Annotated in this window: 11 protein-coding genes and 1 tRNA gene; 8 read left to right on the top strand and 4 right to left on the bottom strand. The window is 69.8% G+C overall.

The annotated features are described in order from the left end of the window. Window positions 1-25: 25 nt before the first annotated feature. The 4 genes from AC1DXJ_RS04180 to AC1DXJ_RS04165 all read left to right on the top strand — a co-directional run bounded on the left by AC1DXJ_RS04180 (window position 26) and on the right by AC1DXJ_RS04165 (window position 4,495). Complete coding sequence (locus AC1DXJ_RS04180; protein WP_477636391.1) at window positions 26-1,501, top strand: complex I subunit 4 family protein; 1,476 nt, start codon at window positions 26-28, stop codon at window positions 1,499-1,501. Then, window positions 1,498-3,057, top strand: a complete 1,560-nt coding sequence (locus AC1DXJ_RS04175) for a proton-conducting transporter transmembrane domain-containing protein (RefSeq protein ID WP_477613668.1) — start codon at window positions 1,498-1,500, stop codon at window positions 3,055-3,057. Before AC1DXJ_RS04180 ends, AC1DXJ_RS04175 begins: the two co-directional genes overlap by 4 nt. 105 nt (window positions 3,058-3,162) lie before the next feature. Then, window positions 3,163-4,050, top strand: a complete 888-nt coding sequence (gene htpX / locus AC1DXJ_RS04170; protein WP_477613667.1) for a zinc metalloprotease HtpX — start codon at window positions 3,163-3,165, stop codon at window positions 4,048-4,050. Between the two features lie 241 nt (window positions 4,051-4,291). Further along, window positions 4,292-4,495 (top strand): cold-shock protein, encoded by a 204-nt coding sequence (locus AC1DXJ_RS04165; RefSeq protein WP_056924211.1) that lies wholly within the window; start codon window positions 4,292-4,294, stop codon window positions 4,493-4,495. Window positions 4,496-4,634: 139 nt separating this feature from the next. Here AC1DXJ_RS04165 and AC1DXJ_RS04160 read toward each other — a convergent pair whose 3' ends face one another. Next, on the bottom strand, window positions 4,635-5,507 hold the full coding sequence (locus AC1DXJ_RS04160; protein WP_477613666.1) for an SGNH/GDSL hydrolase family protein: 873 nt from the start codon (window positions 5,505-5,507) through the stop codon (window positions 4,635-4,637). A gap of 102 nt (window positions 5,508-5,609) precedes the next feature. On the opposite strand from AC1DXJ_RS04160, the gene pepN reads away from it, so the two are divergent. The 3 genes from pepN to AC1DXJ_RS04145 all read left to right on the top strand — a co-directional run bounded on the left by pepN (window position 5,610) and on the right by AC1DXJ_RS04145 (window position 11,702). Beyond that, window positions 5,610-8,081, top strand: a complete 2,472-nt coding sequence (pepN, locus tag AC1DXJ_RS04155) for an aminopeptidase N (RefSeq protein WP_477613665.1) — start codon at window positions 5,610-5,612, stop codon at window positions 8,079-8,081. A 218-nt stretch (window positions 8,082-8,299) separates the two neighbouring features. Beyond that, window positions 8,300-10,465: an MSCRAMM family protein gene (locus AC1DXJ_RS04150; protein WP_477636390.1), complete on the top strand. Its 2,166-nt coding sequence runs from the start codon at window positions 8,300-8,302 to the stop codon at window positions 10,463-10,465. Between the two features lie 274 nt (window positions 10,466-10,739). Then, window positions 10,740-11,702, top strand: coding sequence for a serine/threonine-protein kinase (locus AC1DXJ_RS04145; protein WP_477613663.1), 963 nt, complete (start codon window positions 10,740-10,742; stop codon window positions 11,700-11,702). A 125-nt stretch (window positions 11,703-11,827) separates the two neighbouring features. Here the strand turns inward: AC1DXJ_RS04145 and AC1DXJ_RS04140 are convergent, their stop codons facing one another. After that, window positions 11,828-12,328 carry a YajQ family cyclic di-GMP-binding protein gene (locus tag AC1DXJ_RS04140; RefSeq protein ID WP_477613910.1) on the bottom strand — a complete coding sequence of 167 codons (501 nt, stop codon included), beginning with the start codon at window positions 12,326-12,328 and terminating at the stop codon, window positions 11,828-11,830. Window positions 12,329-12,430: 102 nt separating this feature from the next. Here AC1DXJ_RS04140 and AC1DXJ_RS04135 point away from each other — a divergent pair. Continuing rightward, window positions 12,431-12,511, top strand: a tRNA-Tyr gene (locus AC1DXJ_RS04135). 167 nt (window positions 12,512-12,678) lie between these two features. On the opposite strand, the gene AC1DXJ_RS04130 is transcribed toward AC1DXJ_RS04135, so the two are convergent. Together AC1DXJ_RS04130 and AC1DXJ_RS04125 are read right to left on the bottom strand one after the other, a co-directional pair. Next, window positions 12,679-14,094 carry a tyrosine-type recombinase/integrase gene (locus AC1DXJ_RS04130; protein WP_477636389.1) on the bottom strand — a complete coding sequence of 472 codons (1,416 nt, stop codon included), beginning with the start codon at window positions 14,092-14,094 and terminating at the stop codon, window positions 12,679-12,681. Between the two features lie 3 nt (window positions 14,095-14,097). Beyond that, the gene (locus AC1DXJ_RS04125) at window positions 14,098-14,298 is read right to left on the bottom strand and encodes a helix-turn-helix transcriptional regulator (protein WP_477623885.1); all 201 of its coding nucleotides are present in this window, start codon (window positions 14,296-14,298) and stop codon (window positions 14,098-14,100) included. Window positions 14,299-14,426 lie beyond the last annotated feature (128 nt).

The raw sequence follows: 14,426 nt of genomic DNA, 5'->3' as shown, positions 1-14,426 counted from the left end.
GAGAGACCGCGGTGGAGGCGAGACCGTGGTGATCCTGTTGAGCCTCGTGGTCCCGGCGGCGGTGGCCGTCTGGCTGCTCACCGGTGGCCGCGCCGTCTCCCACCGTTCAGCCAACTTGCTCGCCAGCGCCGCGAGCGTGGTCACGCTGGCCGCCGTCATCGTCGCCGTGATCGCGCGTCCGACGGTCGACCGCGCGTGGGTGCCCTCACTCGGACTGCGCTGGCAGCTCGCTGTCGACGGGATCAGCGCGCCGCTGCTGCTGCTCACCGCTGTCCTGGGGGTGGGCGTGGTGCTGCACACCCTCGACCGACCTCCGCTGGGCGGGACCACCGCCGCCTTCCACGCCTGCCTGCTCCTCGTCGAGTTCGGAGCCCTGGCGACGTTCTACGCCCGCGACGCGGTCCTGTTCTTCGTGGCCTTCGAACTGGTCCTCGTGCCGATGTGGGTGCTGATCACCAGGTTCGGCGACCCCCACGATGCTGACGCCCGCGCCGACGCCGGTGGCCGGTTCGTCCTCTACACCGCGTTCGGCTCGACGCTGATGCTCGTCGGGATCCTGGCGCTCGTCGCCAAGGCGGGCACGTCCGACCTCGACGTCATCGCCCAGGGTGGCGGCCACGGCATACCCGTCGGCACCCAGACCCTGGTCGCGGCGCTGCTCGTGGCGGGGCTCGCGGTGAAGGTGCCGGTCTTCCCGGTGCACACGTGGCTCCCACCGGCACACACCACGGCTCCCACGGCCGGGTCGGTCCTGCTGGCGGCGGTGCTGCTGAAGATGGGCACCTACGGCCTGGTGCGGCTGCCGCTCGCCTCGGTCCCCGACGGATTCGCGAGGGTGGCGCCGGTGCTGGCCGTCCTCGGTGCCGTCGGCATCATCTGGGGAGGCTTGGCCTGCCTCGTCGAGCGCGACCTCAAACGGCTGATCGCCTACTCCTCGGTCGCGCACATGGGTTTCGTCGTCCTCGGCCTGTCCAGCGGCACGCGCACCGGACTCCAGGCGGCGTTGTTCGCCAACGTCGCCCACGGTGTCATCTCGGCCCTGCTGTTCGTCGTCGTCGGCGGCCTCAAGGAGCGGTGGGGCAACGCCGATCTCGAGACCGCCCGGGCCGCCTTGCGCGAGGTCACCCCGCGGCTCGGGTTCGCCCTCATCGTGGGCCTCGCCGCATCCCTCGGCCTGCCTGGCCTGGCAGGTTTTTGGGGCGAGTTCCTCAGTGTGTATGCCGCGTGGTCGCCGGCCGCCGACCGTCCCGAAGGGCTGTTCCGCACTCTGGCCGTCGTCGCCGCCGTCGGCACCGTCCTGGCTGCCGCCTACGCGCTGCGGGTGGCCCGCGCCGTCTGGGCGGGGGAGCGCACGACGCCCCCTATCGAGGACAGCCGCGACAGCGAGTGGGACGTCATCGCCGTCCTCGTCCTCGGGGTGTTGCTGCTCGGCATCGCACCCGGACCCCTGTTGGCCATGACCAGCGGTGCGGTCTCCACGATCATCGGGGCCGCACCATGATCGCCGCGATCGCGCCTACGGCGGTGGCCGCTCTGCCCACGGCGGTGCCCGCGGCGGTGCTGGCCACGACCGGCCTGGTGAGCTTCGACTGGGCGGTCCTCGGGCCGGTGCTCGTCCCCGCCATCGGTGCGGTGGCCGTGCTGGTCCTGGACGTCATCGCCCCGCGCCTGGTCCGGTTGCACGCCGCGATGGGCGTGTTCGCCCTCGCCGCCGGCTTCGCCCTGGCCGTCCCGGGCGCCCTGCGCTCCGGCGACGACCCGCTCCGATCGCTCTGCCTGCCGGCGCCCGACGGTGCCTGCCTCTTCGAAGCCGGTCCCCTCGCCAGCGCCCTGCAGCTCGGCGCCCTCGGGGCGGCGCTCGTGGTGCTGCTGCTGAGCTGGCCGGGCACCGATCCTCGAGAGGACCTGCGGGGTGGTCCGGCTGTCCTCGTGTCCCTCGTCCTGGCGGCCACGGCGGGCGCCGCAGGGGTCGCCGCGGCCCACGACCTCGGATCCTGGCTGGTCTGCCTCGAGCTCGCCACCTTGCCCCCCATCGCCCTGGTCGCCCTTCGTGGCGACGCCCCCGCGGGCCGCGGCGCGCTCGCGCTGCTCACCACGTCCCTGGTGTCGTTCGCGATGGTGGTGCTCGGCGCCGCCCTGTGGCTGGTGTCGACCGGCGAGGCGGTGTTCGCCCCTGGTGCCGCCGCCGATGCGCTGTCCGAGCCGGACCGGCGAGTGGTGCTGCTCCTCGCGGCCCTCCTGCTGCTCTCAGGGGTGGGYTTCAAGCTCAGCCTCGTGCCCTTCCACGTCTGGACACCGCAGGCCTATGCCGGCGCCACCGAACCCGTCGCGGCCTTCCTCGCGGCCACCTCCAAGGTGGCGGCGCTGGCCGCCCTGCTCGTCGTCGTCCAGGCCCTGGTGGGGGCCGGAGCGCCCGTCATCGTGGGCATCGGCCTCCTCGCAGCGGTGTCCATGACGCTCGGCAACGTCCTCGCCCTCGTGCAGGACGACCCGGTGCGGCTGCTGGCCTGGTCCACGGTCGCCCAGGCAGGGTGGGTGGTGCTGCCACTGTCGGCCCTCAACGGCAGGGCAACGGCCGCCTCAGGTGGCTATCTGCTGGCCTACGTCATCGCCACCCTCGTCGCCTTCGTCGTGGTGCACGTCGTGACGTCGACCCCGCGCCTCCGTGGCGCCGCGGACCTCGGACGCACGCTCACGGCATACACCGGCTTGTTGCGGGCCCACCCGCTGCTGGGCGGGGCGCTGGGACTGGCCCTGCTCTCTCTCGCCGGGCTCCCGCCGGGCGTGGTCGGGCTCATCGCCAAGGTGGTCGCCCTGCGCCCCGTGGTCGGGGCGGGGCAGTGGGCGCTGGCCGTGGTCGCCGTGCTCAACGCGGTGATCGGCGTCGCGGTCTACCTGCGCTGGTTCGCCGTGCTGCTGCGCGACCCCGAGGAGGGTCCCGCACGGCCCGTCATCCGCACCATCCCGCGTCCCGCGCTCGCCGCCCTGGTGCTGGCCGGACTCGCGCTCGTGGCCACCAGCGTGATGCCCCAGCTGCTGTTCGGCCTGCTCGGCTGAGCGGCTGGATGACGGGCAGGCTGAGGGGCAGGATGACGCGCTGCCGGACGGGCCGGACGGCGCTGGATCGGGAACGCGAGCACGGAAGGGAGCGTTGAGGCAGGCATGCACAACCATTTCAACGGGCTCAAGACGGCAGCCCTCTTCGGCGGCATCTTCGCCCTCCTCCTGGCCATCGGCGGCGTCATCGCCAGCTCCACCGGCAGCCCCGCCTTCATCTGGCTGTTCGCCCTCTTGGGCGTCGGCATGACCGCCTACGGCTACTGGAACTCCGACAAGCTCGCGATCAAGGCGATGCACGCCTATCCGGTCAGTGAGGCCCAGGCGCCCGCGATGTACCGGATCGTGCGCGAGCTCTCCACCGCCGCCGGCAAGCCGATGCCCAAGCTCTACATCAGCCCCACCGCGGCGCCCAACGCCTTCGCCACCGGCCGCAACCCCGAGAACGCCGCCGTGTGCTGCACCGAGGGCATCCTCGGGCTGCTCGACGAGCGTGAGCTGCGCGGGGTCCTCGGACACGAGCTCATGCACGTGTACAACCGCGACATCCTCACCGGCTCGGTGGCTGCCGCGGTCGCCGGTGTCATCACGTCTGTGGCCCAGATGCTCATGTTCGCGGGCATGTTCGGGGGTGGCGGCAACGACGAGGACCGTCCCAACCCGATCGCCATGCTGGCCATGGCCCTGCTCGCGCCGTTCGCCGCGGCGATGATCCAGATGGCGATCAGCCGCACCCGCGAGTACGACGCGGACGAGGACGGCGCCAAGCTCACCGGCGACCCACTGGCGCTCGCGTCCGCCCTGCGCAAGCTCGAGACCGGGGTGGCCAAAGCCCCGCTGCAGCCGACCCCGGCCATCCAGAACTCGAGCCACATGATGATCGCCAACCCGTTCCGCCCCCAGGACGTGTCGCGCTTCTTCTCGACCCACCCCCCGATGACCGAGCGGATCGCCCGGCTCGAGGCCCAGGCCTACGGCTTCCGCCAACGCTGAGACGGGCCCTCCGCGTGCTCGGGAACGGGGTCTGGACGACCTCCTCCCGAGACTCGCGGAGGGCTGGGAATGAAAGTCGGCGCGATAGGCGTTACGATGGTCAGCAGTTGCAGTTCCTCGTGTGAGTGGGCCCGCCAAGCGCGGGCCTTTTCCGTAAGCGGTGTATTCCGTGTCGTGGTGATGTCGCAGCTGGTGGTCCGCATCCGCGGCCACATCGGCCAATTAGGAAAAGAGTTATCCCATGGCACAGGGAACAGTGAAGTGGTTCAACGCTGAGAAGGGCTTCGGCTTCATCGAGCAGGACGGCGGCGGCGCCGACGTCTTCGTGCACTACAGCGCGATCGAGTCCGGCGGCTACCGCTCGCTCGACGAGGCGCAGCGCGTGGAGTTCGACATCACGCAGGGCCCGAAGGGTCCCCAGGCGGAGAAGGTCACGGTCATCTGACCTGCCCCACCCTCTGAACAAGATCGAAGCCCCCGGCCATCTCGGCCGGGGGCTTCGGCGTTCTCCCAGGAGCGCAGCGAGGTATGCCGCGCGGCCGAGCCGGCCACGCGGCATACCAACGGTGTTGGTCTGTGCAGGGTCAGAGGCCGAGGGCCACCATCGCGCGCTTGGCCATCGCCGCCTCGCCGAGGGCGTTCGGGTGCACCGGCACGGTGTTGGTCCCGAACAGGATCGGCTCGACCCACCGCGTGCCGATCGGCTGGCACGCGTCGCGGCCGGTCGCCGACATGTCGACGAAGGTGGTGCCGGTCTCGGCGGCGGCTCGCCTGACCACCGCGTTCACGTGCGCCTGGATGTTGTAGACGTAGGGAACGTCGCCGTAGGCGATCGGCATCTGGGCGAAGCACCCCCGGGTGGGCGGAAGGATCGTGGGGTAGCCCAGGATCGCGACCTCGGCGTTCGGGGACTTGGCGTGGATGTCCCGCAGGGCCTTCTTCACAGCCGGGTAGGTCCTGGTCTCGATCAGGTCGTCGTAGTAGCTGCCGAACCAGTTCTTGCACGGGCTGCCGAAGCCGAGGGTCAACATGCCCTTGGTCCCGCAGGACACGATCGCGCCGAGGAAGACCTGGCTGTCGTTGCCACCGATGGTGAGGGTGACCAGGTCGGTGTCGGACCTCAGGGCGTTGAGCTGCGCCGGCACGCCGAGGTACTGCGAGGTGTAGAAGTGCCGGGTCTCGGCAGCCGAGCAGGTGACGTCCCTGAGGGATGCTCCCGTCGCCGACGCGATGAGGCGGGGATAGTTCTTGGTCGTGCGGATGCACAGCGGCGACGCCGAGAGGTCCTTGGGCAAGATGCCGGCCCCGGCGGAGTAGCTGTCCCCGAGAGCTACGTAGCGCAGTGGGTCGGTGATGCTGGAGGTGGCCGCGCTCGCTGGTGTGGCGGTGGCGACGACGGTGAGAGCGGTGGCAAGAGCGGCAGCCCCTGCCAGTCCCCGGCTCAAGGTAGGACGCATCGAGACAACTCCTTTGTTGTTACTGTTGGTAGGTTACTTTTGGGTAGGACCCTGGCGACGCCGCGCAAACCGGCAAGCAGTGCGGCTGGTTGAATCGGTCCCATGCCTTCCCTCACCCGGGCCGATGCCCGAGAGCGTTCTGCCCTCATCGACGTGACGCGGATGGAGGTCGATCTAGACCTCGACCGCGGTGAGGAAAGCTTCGAGTCGCGAGTTCGGATCTCGTTCTCCTGCAACACCCCCGGGCGCTCCACCTTCCTCGACGTCCATCCCTTGGAGCTGCGGTCGCTGACGCTCAACGGCACCCCTGTCGATGGTGAAGGCCTCCGGGACGGGCGCATCGAGCTCGCGGGTCTCGCGGCCGAGAACGTCCTCGAGGTAGAGACGCTGATGGCCTACAGCCGTGACGGTCAGGGGCTGCACCGTGCGGTCGACCCCGCCGACGGGGAGCACTACGTCTACGGCCACCTCTTCCTCGACGCAGGTCCGCGGGTGTTTGCCTGCTTCGACCAGCCCGACCTGAAGGCGCCCTATGTCGTCAAGGTCAGCGCCCCCGAGACGTGGATCGTGCTGGGCAACGGCGCGGCTACGCGGGTGGGGCCGGGGAGGTGGGAGCTGGCCGAAACCCAACCACTGGCAACGTATTTCGTGACGATCTGCGCCGGTCCCTACGCCTCCGTGCGCGACGAGCACGACGGCATACCGCTCGGGGTCCATGCGCGGGCCTCGCTCAAGGAGCACCTGGAGCGAGAGGCGCCGCAGATGCTCGAGGTGACCAGGGCGAGCTTCGACTACTACCACTCGTTGTTCGGGATCCGCTATCCCTTCGGGGAGTACCACCAGGTGTTCGTGCCGGAGTTCAACGCCGGAGCCATGGAGAACCCGGGCTGCGTGACGTTCCGCGACACGATGATCTTCAGGGGGGCTGCCGCGCGCGACGAGGTGCTGTCCCGCACCAACACCATCACGCACGAGATGGCACACATGTGGTTCGGCGACCTCGTCACCATGCGGTGGTGGGACGACCTCTGGCTCAACGAGTCATTCGCCGAGTACATGTCGCACCGCACCTGCGTGGACGCCACGGAGTTCACCGATGCCTGGATCGACTCGACGATGGCCCGCAAGGGCTGGGGGTATGCCGCGGAGCGCACCCCCTCGACGCACCCCGTCGCCGGGTCTGCCGCGTTGGACACCCAGGCGGCACTGCAGGACTTCGACGGGATCTCGTACGCCAAGGGAGCAGCCACGCTGCGCCAGCTGATCGCCTACATCGGTGACGACGCCTTCATCGCCGGGGTGTCGGCCTACCTGCGCGAGCACTCGTTCGGCAACGGGACGCTCGCCGACTTCCTGGGCTTCATGGAGCGGGCGTCCGGTCAGTCGCTCACCGCCTGGACCGAGGCCTGGCTGCTCACGGCCGGCCTCGACGTGATCTCGGTGGACCCGGTGACCGGGGTCGTCGACAGGGACGTGCCACCACGGTTTCCGGCGGACCGGCCGCACACGCTGGACGTCGCAGGGTTCACCGAGGGCGCCGAGGTGTTCCGGGTCCCGGTGACGGTGACGCAGGACCGCACCAGTGTCGAGGCGCTGCGCGAGGTGCCGGCCGCTGACCTGGTCGTGCCGAATGCCTCCGACCTCACGTGGGCCACGGTGACCCTCGACCCGGCTTCGGTTGCCGCCGTGCCGACCGCCCTGGCGTCGGTGCCCGACACCCAGGCCCGGGCCGTCGTCTGGATCGCCCTCCTCGACGGGGTCTGCCTCGGCACCGTCGACCCACGGGTGCTCGTCCGGACCTTCGGCAACGCCTGGCCGGCCGAGGACAACGACTCGGTGCTGAGCCGGACGTCGCTCGCGCTGTCGGCCCGCTTCATCCCGACCTTCCTGCCGCCCGAGGAGCACGCCTGGGCCGAGCAGGTGGTTGCCGAGGCGGCCGGGCAGCTGCTGCGGTCGGCCGAGGCGGGCTCCACCCATGCCCTGGTGGCGGCCCGGACGGTGGCGCGGTCCTCGGCCGACGAGTCCCTCCTGCGTGCCTGGGCCGCGGGCAAGGACCGACCTGCGGGCCTGGAGGAGGACTCGGACTTCGGCTGGATCGCGGTGCGCAACCTCGCCTCCCGTGGCCTGGTCGACCGCGCCTTCGTCGAAGCCCGGCACGCCGACGACGACACGCTCCAGGGCCGGCTCAACGCGCTGTTCGCCAGCGCCTCGATGCCGTGGGCCGACGCGAAGGCCTGGGCCTGGGAGGAGCTGACGACCAACCGGTCTCGCTCCAACTACGAGCTCAACGCGCTGGCGCAGGGGTTCTGGCTCGCCGACGACCTCGACCTCGTGCGGCCCTATGCGGAGCGCTACTTCACCGAGGTCCCAGCCATGACCGCGTGGGTGGGGGAGGACGCGATCGCCCGGGTCGCGACGCTGGCCTACCCCGCGCGGATCGTGGAGGAGGCGACGGCCGAGCTGAGTGCTGCGGCGGTGGCGAGCGGCGGCCTCAGCGTCGGGGTGCGGCGCAGCGTGGTGGACGCGGAGTCCGAGCTCCGCGAGGCGTTGCGCTCGCGGGCCACGTTCGGCTGAGCTGGGCCGCGCGCCATCGAGAGTGCACGACACGCTGACCGACTCGTCGTCGGCCCAGCGTGTCGTGCGCTCTCGACCCACGAGCAGGTATGCCGCCGGCCCCGACCGGCCGGGCGGTGGGCAGGTAAGGAGTTGGTCTAGAACCCGTCGCCATGATCTCGGTCGCTGCTATGTTCCGCCGGATTGGCAGTCACAGACCGGCGGAAGGCAAGCGGCTCATGCGCGCAGCACTCGGGCGGGTCGGGGGGATCGTGCTGGCGGCTGCGCTGGCCACCGGGGTCCTTGCCGCACCCGCGCAAGCAGAACCATCGACCATCACGGGGACCATCACCGCGGCAGCCACGGGGGAGAACCTGCAGGGGTGCGTGAGCGTCTACGACCTCGGCTACTCCTTCATCGCCTCGGGCTGCACCGACGACAGCGGTCAGTGGACCGCCGAGGGAGTGGAGACGGGGGTCGGCTACAAGGTCGAGGCCTACGCGTTCGACTCGCTCTACAAGGGACAGTGGAGCGGCGGGGCGAGCACGTTCGAGGACGCCGCCGTCGTCGAGGCTCCCACCCACCTCGACTTCCCGCTCGAGTACTCCCGCGAGGTCGGCGACTCGACCCTGTCCGGGACGATCACCGCCGAGGACACCGGCGCCCCGCTCCAGGCGTGTGTGACGCTGGCCGACGAGGCCGACGGCTACGTCGCCTCCACGTGCGCGGGGGAGGACGGCACCTGGGCGGTGGGCGGCCTGGTCGCCGGCGCCGGCTACAAGGTCGAGTTCGAGGCCTATGACGACGTGCACGTGGGCGAGTGGGCTAACGACGCCACGTCCTACGCGGACGCGGACCTCATCACCGCGCCAGCCACCGTGGATGCAGCCCTGGCCACCGGCGGGCACCTGCTGGGGACGCTCACCCGGGCGGACGGGCAGCCCGCAGAGGGGGCGAGCGTGGGCATCTCGAGCTCCACCGACGACGGAACCATCGCTGCGTTCGCCTCGACCGACCAGGACGGCGCCTGGAGCGCGCTGGTGCGGCCCGGCGAGTACGTCGTCAACTTCGACGCGTGGCCCGCGAACCAGTACGCCTTCGGGAAGACGTCCCGCGACGACGCGGCGCGCTTCACCGTCGCGGCGGGCGACTCCGTGCGGGTCGATGACCAGTTCCTCGCCGCGGCCACGGTCCAGGGCACAGTGACCAGCGACGCGACGGGTGGCCCCGTGGAGGGCGCGTGTGTCGCGGTGCTCACGCCGACCCAGGACCCGGACAACACGATGCAGGCGGGCGAGGGCTGCACGGGACCCGATGGCACGTACTCGATCGACATCTCGGAGCCGGGCGAGTACATCGCCGCCGTCTCCGACCCCGAGGGGCGGTACGCGGGCGAGTACAGCGGCAACACCCAGGCCATCGGCTCCGCGCAGACCTTTGCCGTGGACAGGGGTGCCCCGGCGACCGTCAACGCCTCGCTCGCGAAGGGCGCTGTCCTGACGGGCCTCGCCGTCGACGCCAAGTCCGGCGCTCCGGTCCGCGACGCCTGCCCGGGTGCGTACTCCGGCCATGCGGGAAGGTACGTCCAGTTCTCCGTCCCGGTGTGCAGTGGCGCCGACGGCCGCTGGACCATCAAGGGTCTCCCGGCGGGTGACTTCGCCGTGGTCCTGAGCGTGTACACCCAGCCACGCACCTACAGCGACACGTGGGCCTTCAAGGCGACCTCGCAGGCAACAGCCGACCTCATCACGGTCGGCGCGGGCCAGGTCAAGAAGGTCCGCAACGTCCAGCTCAAGCCGGGCGGGCGCATCTCGGGCCGGATCACCGACTACCAGGGGCAGCCGGTCGAGGGTGCCTACGTCAGCATCGACGGCGGCTACAGCGGTCGGGCCGGAGGGCCGAACGGACCGACGTACGCCCAGACCGGTGCTGACGGCCGCTACACGATCTACGGCGTCCCTGCGGGCGACCACACGGTCTTCGTGGAGCCCAGCCAGTGGGGTGGGCTCGCGCCCCTGTGGTCCGGCAACGCCGACCGCCGCGAGGACGCAGTCCCGCTGCGGGTCAAGGCGACGAGGACGTCGTCCTACGACGCCGTCCTGCAGCCCGGCGCCCGCATCACCGGAAGTGTCGTCACGGCCGACGGCCAGCCCACGACCGACTACTGGGTGGGCATCATCCGCACCACGTCGGGCGACTACATCGGTGACTTCGACGTCTACAACGGGAACACGTTCAGCTCGACGTCCCTGCCCCCGGGCGACTTCACCCTGGCGTTGACCCGGTACACCGAGGAAGGCCAGGGCGAGACGGTCTGGTACGACTCGGCCACCTCCGAGGCCGACGCCACCACGGTGTCGCTCGGCCGCGGCGAGCAGCGGGAGATCACGATCCACCTCCCCTGAGTTCACCACCCGTGGCAGGTATGCCGCCGTCCCCGGCTCGGGGACGGCGGCATACCTCTGCGTGGGGGTTGGTGGGCCGGCCGCACGGATTCCGTCGCACAGACCCCGCGCAAATGAGGGATTCAGGGGCGTCGGTGCAGGTCAGAGGGTTGATTGCCCGAGGCGCAAGGGCGCACCGCGGCTGTTTCGGGGCTACCATCAGAGGTGGCGAGGGCTTTTGCGATGTCAGTTGACGTTCACCTCCGTCTGCGGAGGTATGAATGGACACGCCAGGATGAACCGACTCGAAGAGGGTGACACGCTCGGCGGTCGCTACGTGCTCGGTGCACGGATCGCGTCCGGTGGCATGGCGGACGTCTGGGCCGGCACCGACACGGTGCTGCAGCGCACCGTGGCCGTGAAGGTCATGCGACCGGACACCGGTCACGAGGAGCTCTTCGCCCTCCGGTTCCGTGACGAGGCCGTGCACTCGGCGGCTTTGCTGCACACCAACATCGCGACCCTGTTCGACTACGGCGAGGACGACGGCCTGGCCTTCCTCGTCATGGAGCTCGTCAAGGGTGAGCCGCTGTCCCTGCTCCTGAAGCGCCGCGCACCCCTCGACCCGGCAGAGGTGCGCTCCCTGGTCGGACAGGCTGCCCTCGCCCTGGGCGTGGCCCACGAGGCCCGGGTGATCCACCGTGACGTGAAGCCGGCCAACATCCTCGTGCGTCCCGACGGACTCGTGAAGCTGACGGACTTCGGCATCGCGCGAGCCCTCGACGCCGCGGGCCACACCCGGGCTGGGGAGATGCTCGGCACGCCGGACTACCTCAGCCCGGAGCAGGCAATGGGCGAGGCCGCGACCGGGGCCAGCGACCTCTATGCCCTCGGGGTGGTCGCGCACGAGATGCTTTCGGGGAGTAGGCCGTTCGACAGGGGAACCCCCGTCGCGACGGCCCTCAGCCACGTCAACGAACCACCCCCGCCGCTGCCCGATGGTGTCCCCGAGGACCTCGCGTCACTCGTGAGGGACTGCCTGGCGAAGAATCCCGCGGAGCGTCCCGCGAACGCTCGTGAGGTCGCCTCCCGGGTCGGCATCGGCGACCACGAGATGGCCGGGCTGGCGCTGGGTCTGGCCAGCGCCCTCGACAGCTGGACGGAGGACGACTCGCCCGACACCGACGGCTCGGTGATCCGGTTCCCCGACCTCGGTGGTCCGACGATGGCCCTGCAGGCCGAGCCCGGCAGCGCCTAGCTCCCGCGCCGAGGCGCCCACAGCAGACAGGTATGCCGCCGTCCCCGGCTCGGGGACGGCGGCATACCTCTGCCTGGCGGCGGGTGAGCCGCCGCGAGCTCAGCGGGCAGTGAGTCGCCGCGGGCTCAGCGGTAGTTGGTGAACTGGATCGCGAAGTCCAGGTCGTCCTTGCTCTTGAGCAGTGCCTGCACGGCCTGGAGGTCGTCGCGAGACTTGCTGGTGACGCGCAGCTCGTCGCCCTGGATCTGGGACTTGACCGACTTGGGGCCCTCGTCGCGGATGATCTTGCCGACCTTCTTGGCGTTCTCCTGGGAGATGCCCTCCTGCAGGCCGAGCTCGAGTCGGTACTCCTTGCCGGAGAGCTGGGGGCCGCGCTCCGGGACGTCGAGGTGCTTGAGCGAGACCTTGCGCTTGACCAGCCACGTCTGGAAGACGTCGAGCACGGCGTTGGCGCGCTCCTCGGTGTTCGCCTTGATGATCACCTTGTCCTCGCCGCTGGCCTCGATGGAGGCGCCGACGTTCTTGAAGTCGTAGCGCGTCGCCACCTCACGCGAGGCGCTGTTGAGGGCGTTGGCGACCTCCTGGTGGTCGATCTTGCTGACGATGTCGAACGAGCTGTCGGCCATGGTGGCGTGTCCTTCCTGGGCGTCACGCGGCAGGCGCCGGGTGGGGGCGCCTACCGGTTTCGGCATTCGTGGGTGTCCTTGCTATCCTTCCACGCGCACCACGGCAGGTTGCCCGAGCGGCCAATGGGAGTGGACTGTAAATCCATCGCGAAAGCTTCGAAGGTTCGAATCCTTCACCTGCCACCCAGTGCACAAGAGGGCCCCTGACCAGCGGAAACGCAGGTTTGGGGCCTTCTTTCTCGTCCCGTCTCGTGTCCGGCTGTCAGCGGCCCTGAACGGTGTTCTACGGGTGCCAGTGGGGAACTGGTGGGGAAATTCGGGCCCTGGCCCCTGTCTCTGGCCCTTGGTGTTCACGGAGTCTCCCCGGACACTAAGGCCGACTGGATCCGTCGACGCGCCGCCTCGTCTTGTCCCGAGATGCACGTGGCGTAGACGCGGAGGAGCACGTTCACGCTGTGGCCTGCCCACTCCGCGACCTGAGTTGCGGGCACGCCGGCGTTCAGCCAAAGCGAGACTGCTGCGTGGCGGAGGTCGTAGGGACGCTTGGCGAGTGGCGAGTTGTACTCATCCTCGGTGAGCGCCTTGCGGCGAGCTCGGTCCCATGCCCGGTACACGATGGCCATCGACTGAGGACTCGAGAATGGTGGTGAGACGGGCACTCCCGCCCTGCCTGTGCGGGTGACGAAGAGCCGACCCGCAGGTCCCGGTGGGAACTGCTCGAGGTGGCGACTCAGGATTTCAACGAGCTCGGGCACGGCAGGAACGAGGCGGGTCGCACGGCGGGCCCGGTGCTTGAGCTGCCGGTCCTCGGTGGGCCGCCCGCTATCGGTCCACTCAGCCCCCGTCGTTTGCGTCGAGCCGACGAGGTGGAGCGTGCCCCAGCCTGTTGGGCTGCCCTTGAGGTCCAGGTCCTTCAGCGTGAGATGCCGGACCTCCGCGGGCCTGAGCGCGGCGTAGTAGATGCATGCGAAGAATGCTTCCAGCGAGGGATAGATGCGCCTCACTTCTGCGAGCAGGGCGCGTGCCTGGTCCGGGTTGACGACGACGCGGCGGTCGATGACGTCGGTGTGGGCTGGCGCCTTCCACTTCACCTTGTCCATGGGATTCCCCGTCAGAGCACCGATTTCAACGCCGAACTCGAGAGCGCTGTAGAGCGCCGAACGCTTTCGTGCGACTGTGCTGGACGACGCCGCGGTGCCATCCAGCCTGAGTGCAAGAGCATCCAGCACGGGCCTCAATCGCGAAGGTTCGGCGAGCTCCTCGAGGGTGGGCGATCGGCGCCGAGCCCAGGCGATCGCCTCGGCGAAGGCCTCCGGCGGGGAAGCGGTGGCGGCGCCCTGCCGTCGTGTTCCGGAGTTGAAGGCCCAACTGAACAGGGCCTTTCGCAGAAGTGCCCTGTCAGGTCCACCGGCAGGAAGCGCGGCACAGGTGGCTGTGACGAGGCCGTCCGCCAGCCCACGCCGGTGTTGGGGAGAAGCGTGTGCCCACTTCGTGTCTACGAAGGCGCACGCGTGTTCAAACCAATTGGGGCTGGCGGACGCCTCGGCTGCGCTGACCGGAAGGCCCGTGTTCCGGTCGAAGGGTTCCGCGTTGCGCAGACCCACCAACAGCGTGGCCCTAAACGACTGCGCCGACTTCACCGTGCCGAAGGTCTGCTGGAACGTCCTTCCGTGGACGTGCCAGCGGACCGTGTGAGTCGTCTTGAGTTTTCCCTTGTAGGTGCGAACGCCCCAAACCTGAACCTCGAAGGTCTTCGTAGAGTTCATAGGTCAGGCCGACTGCTCTAGCGACTCGAGCCAGCGGTCGAAGTCGCTCCGTTTGATCCGCAGGTCGCCGTTCGGGAGCTTGAGACACGGTGGCGCCTTGTGGGCGGCCCGCCAGTCATAGAAGGTCGAACGGGCAACACCCAACTCGGCGCAGACATCCCTGACCGTCAGATGGATCCGCTCCACACGCTTCGTCTCAGACATGGCTGCCCCTTCTCAGCTACAGGCTATGAATAGACAACGCGGCGACCGGGGCACCATGCGACAGATGGCCCTCGTGTCCCATCGACTTCCTCTGGTAGGTCCCCTCACCGGCCCGCGTCTTGGCGCCG

The organism is Pedococcus sp. P2_D9 (assembly GCF_056404275.1).
The sequence above is the reverse complement of the archived record's forward strand: the minus strand, read 5'-3'. Positions and strand labels throughout refer to the sequence as shown.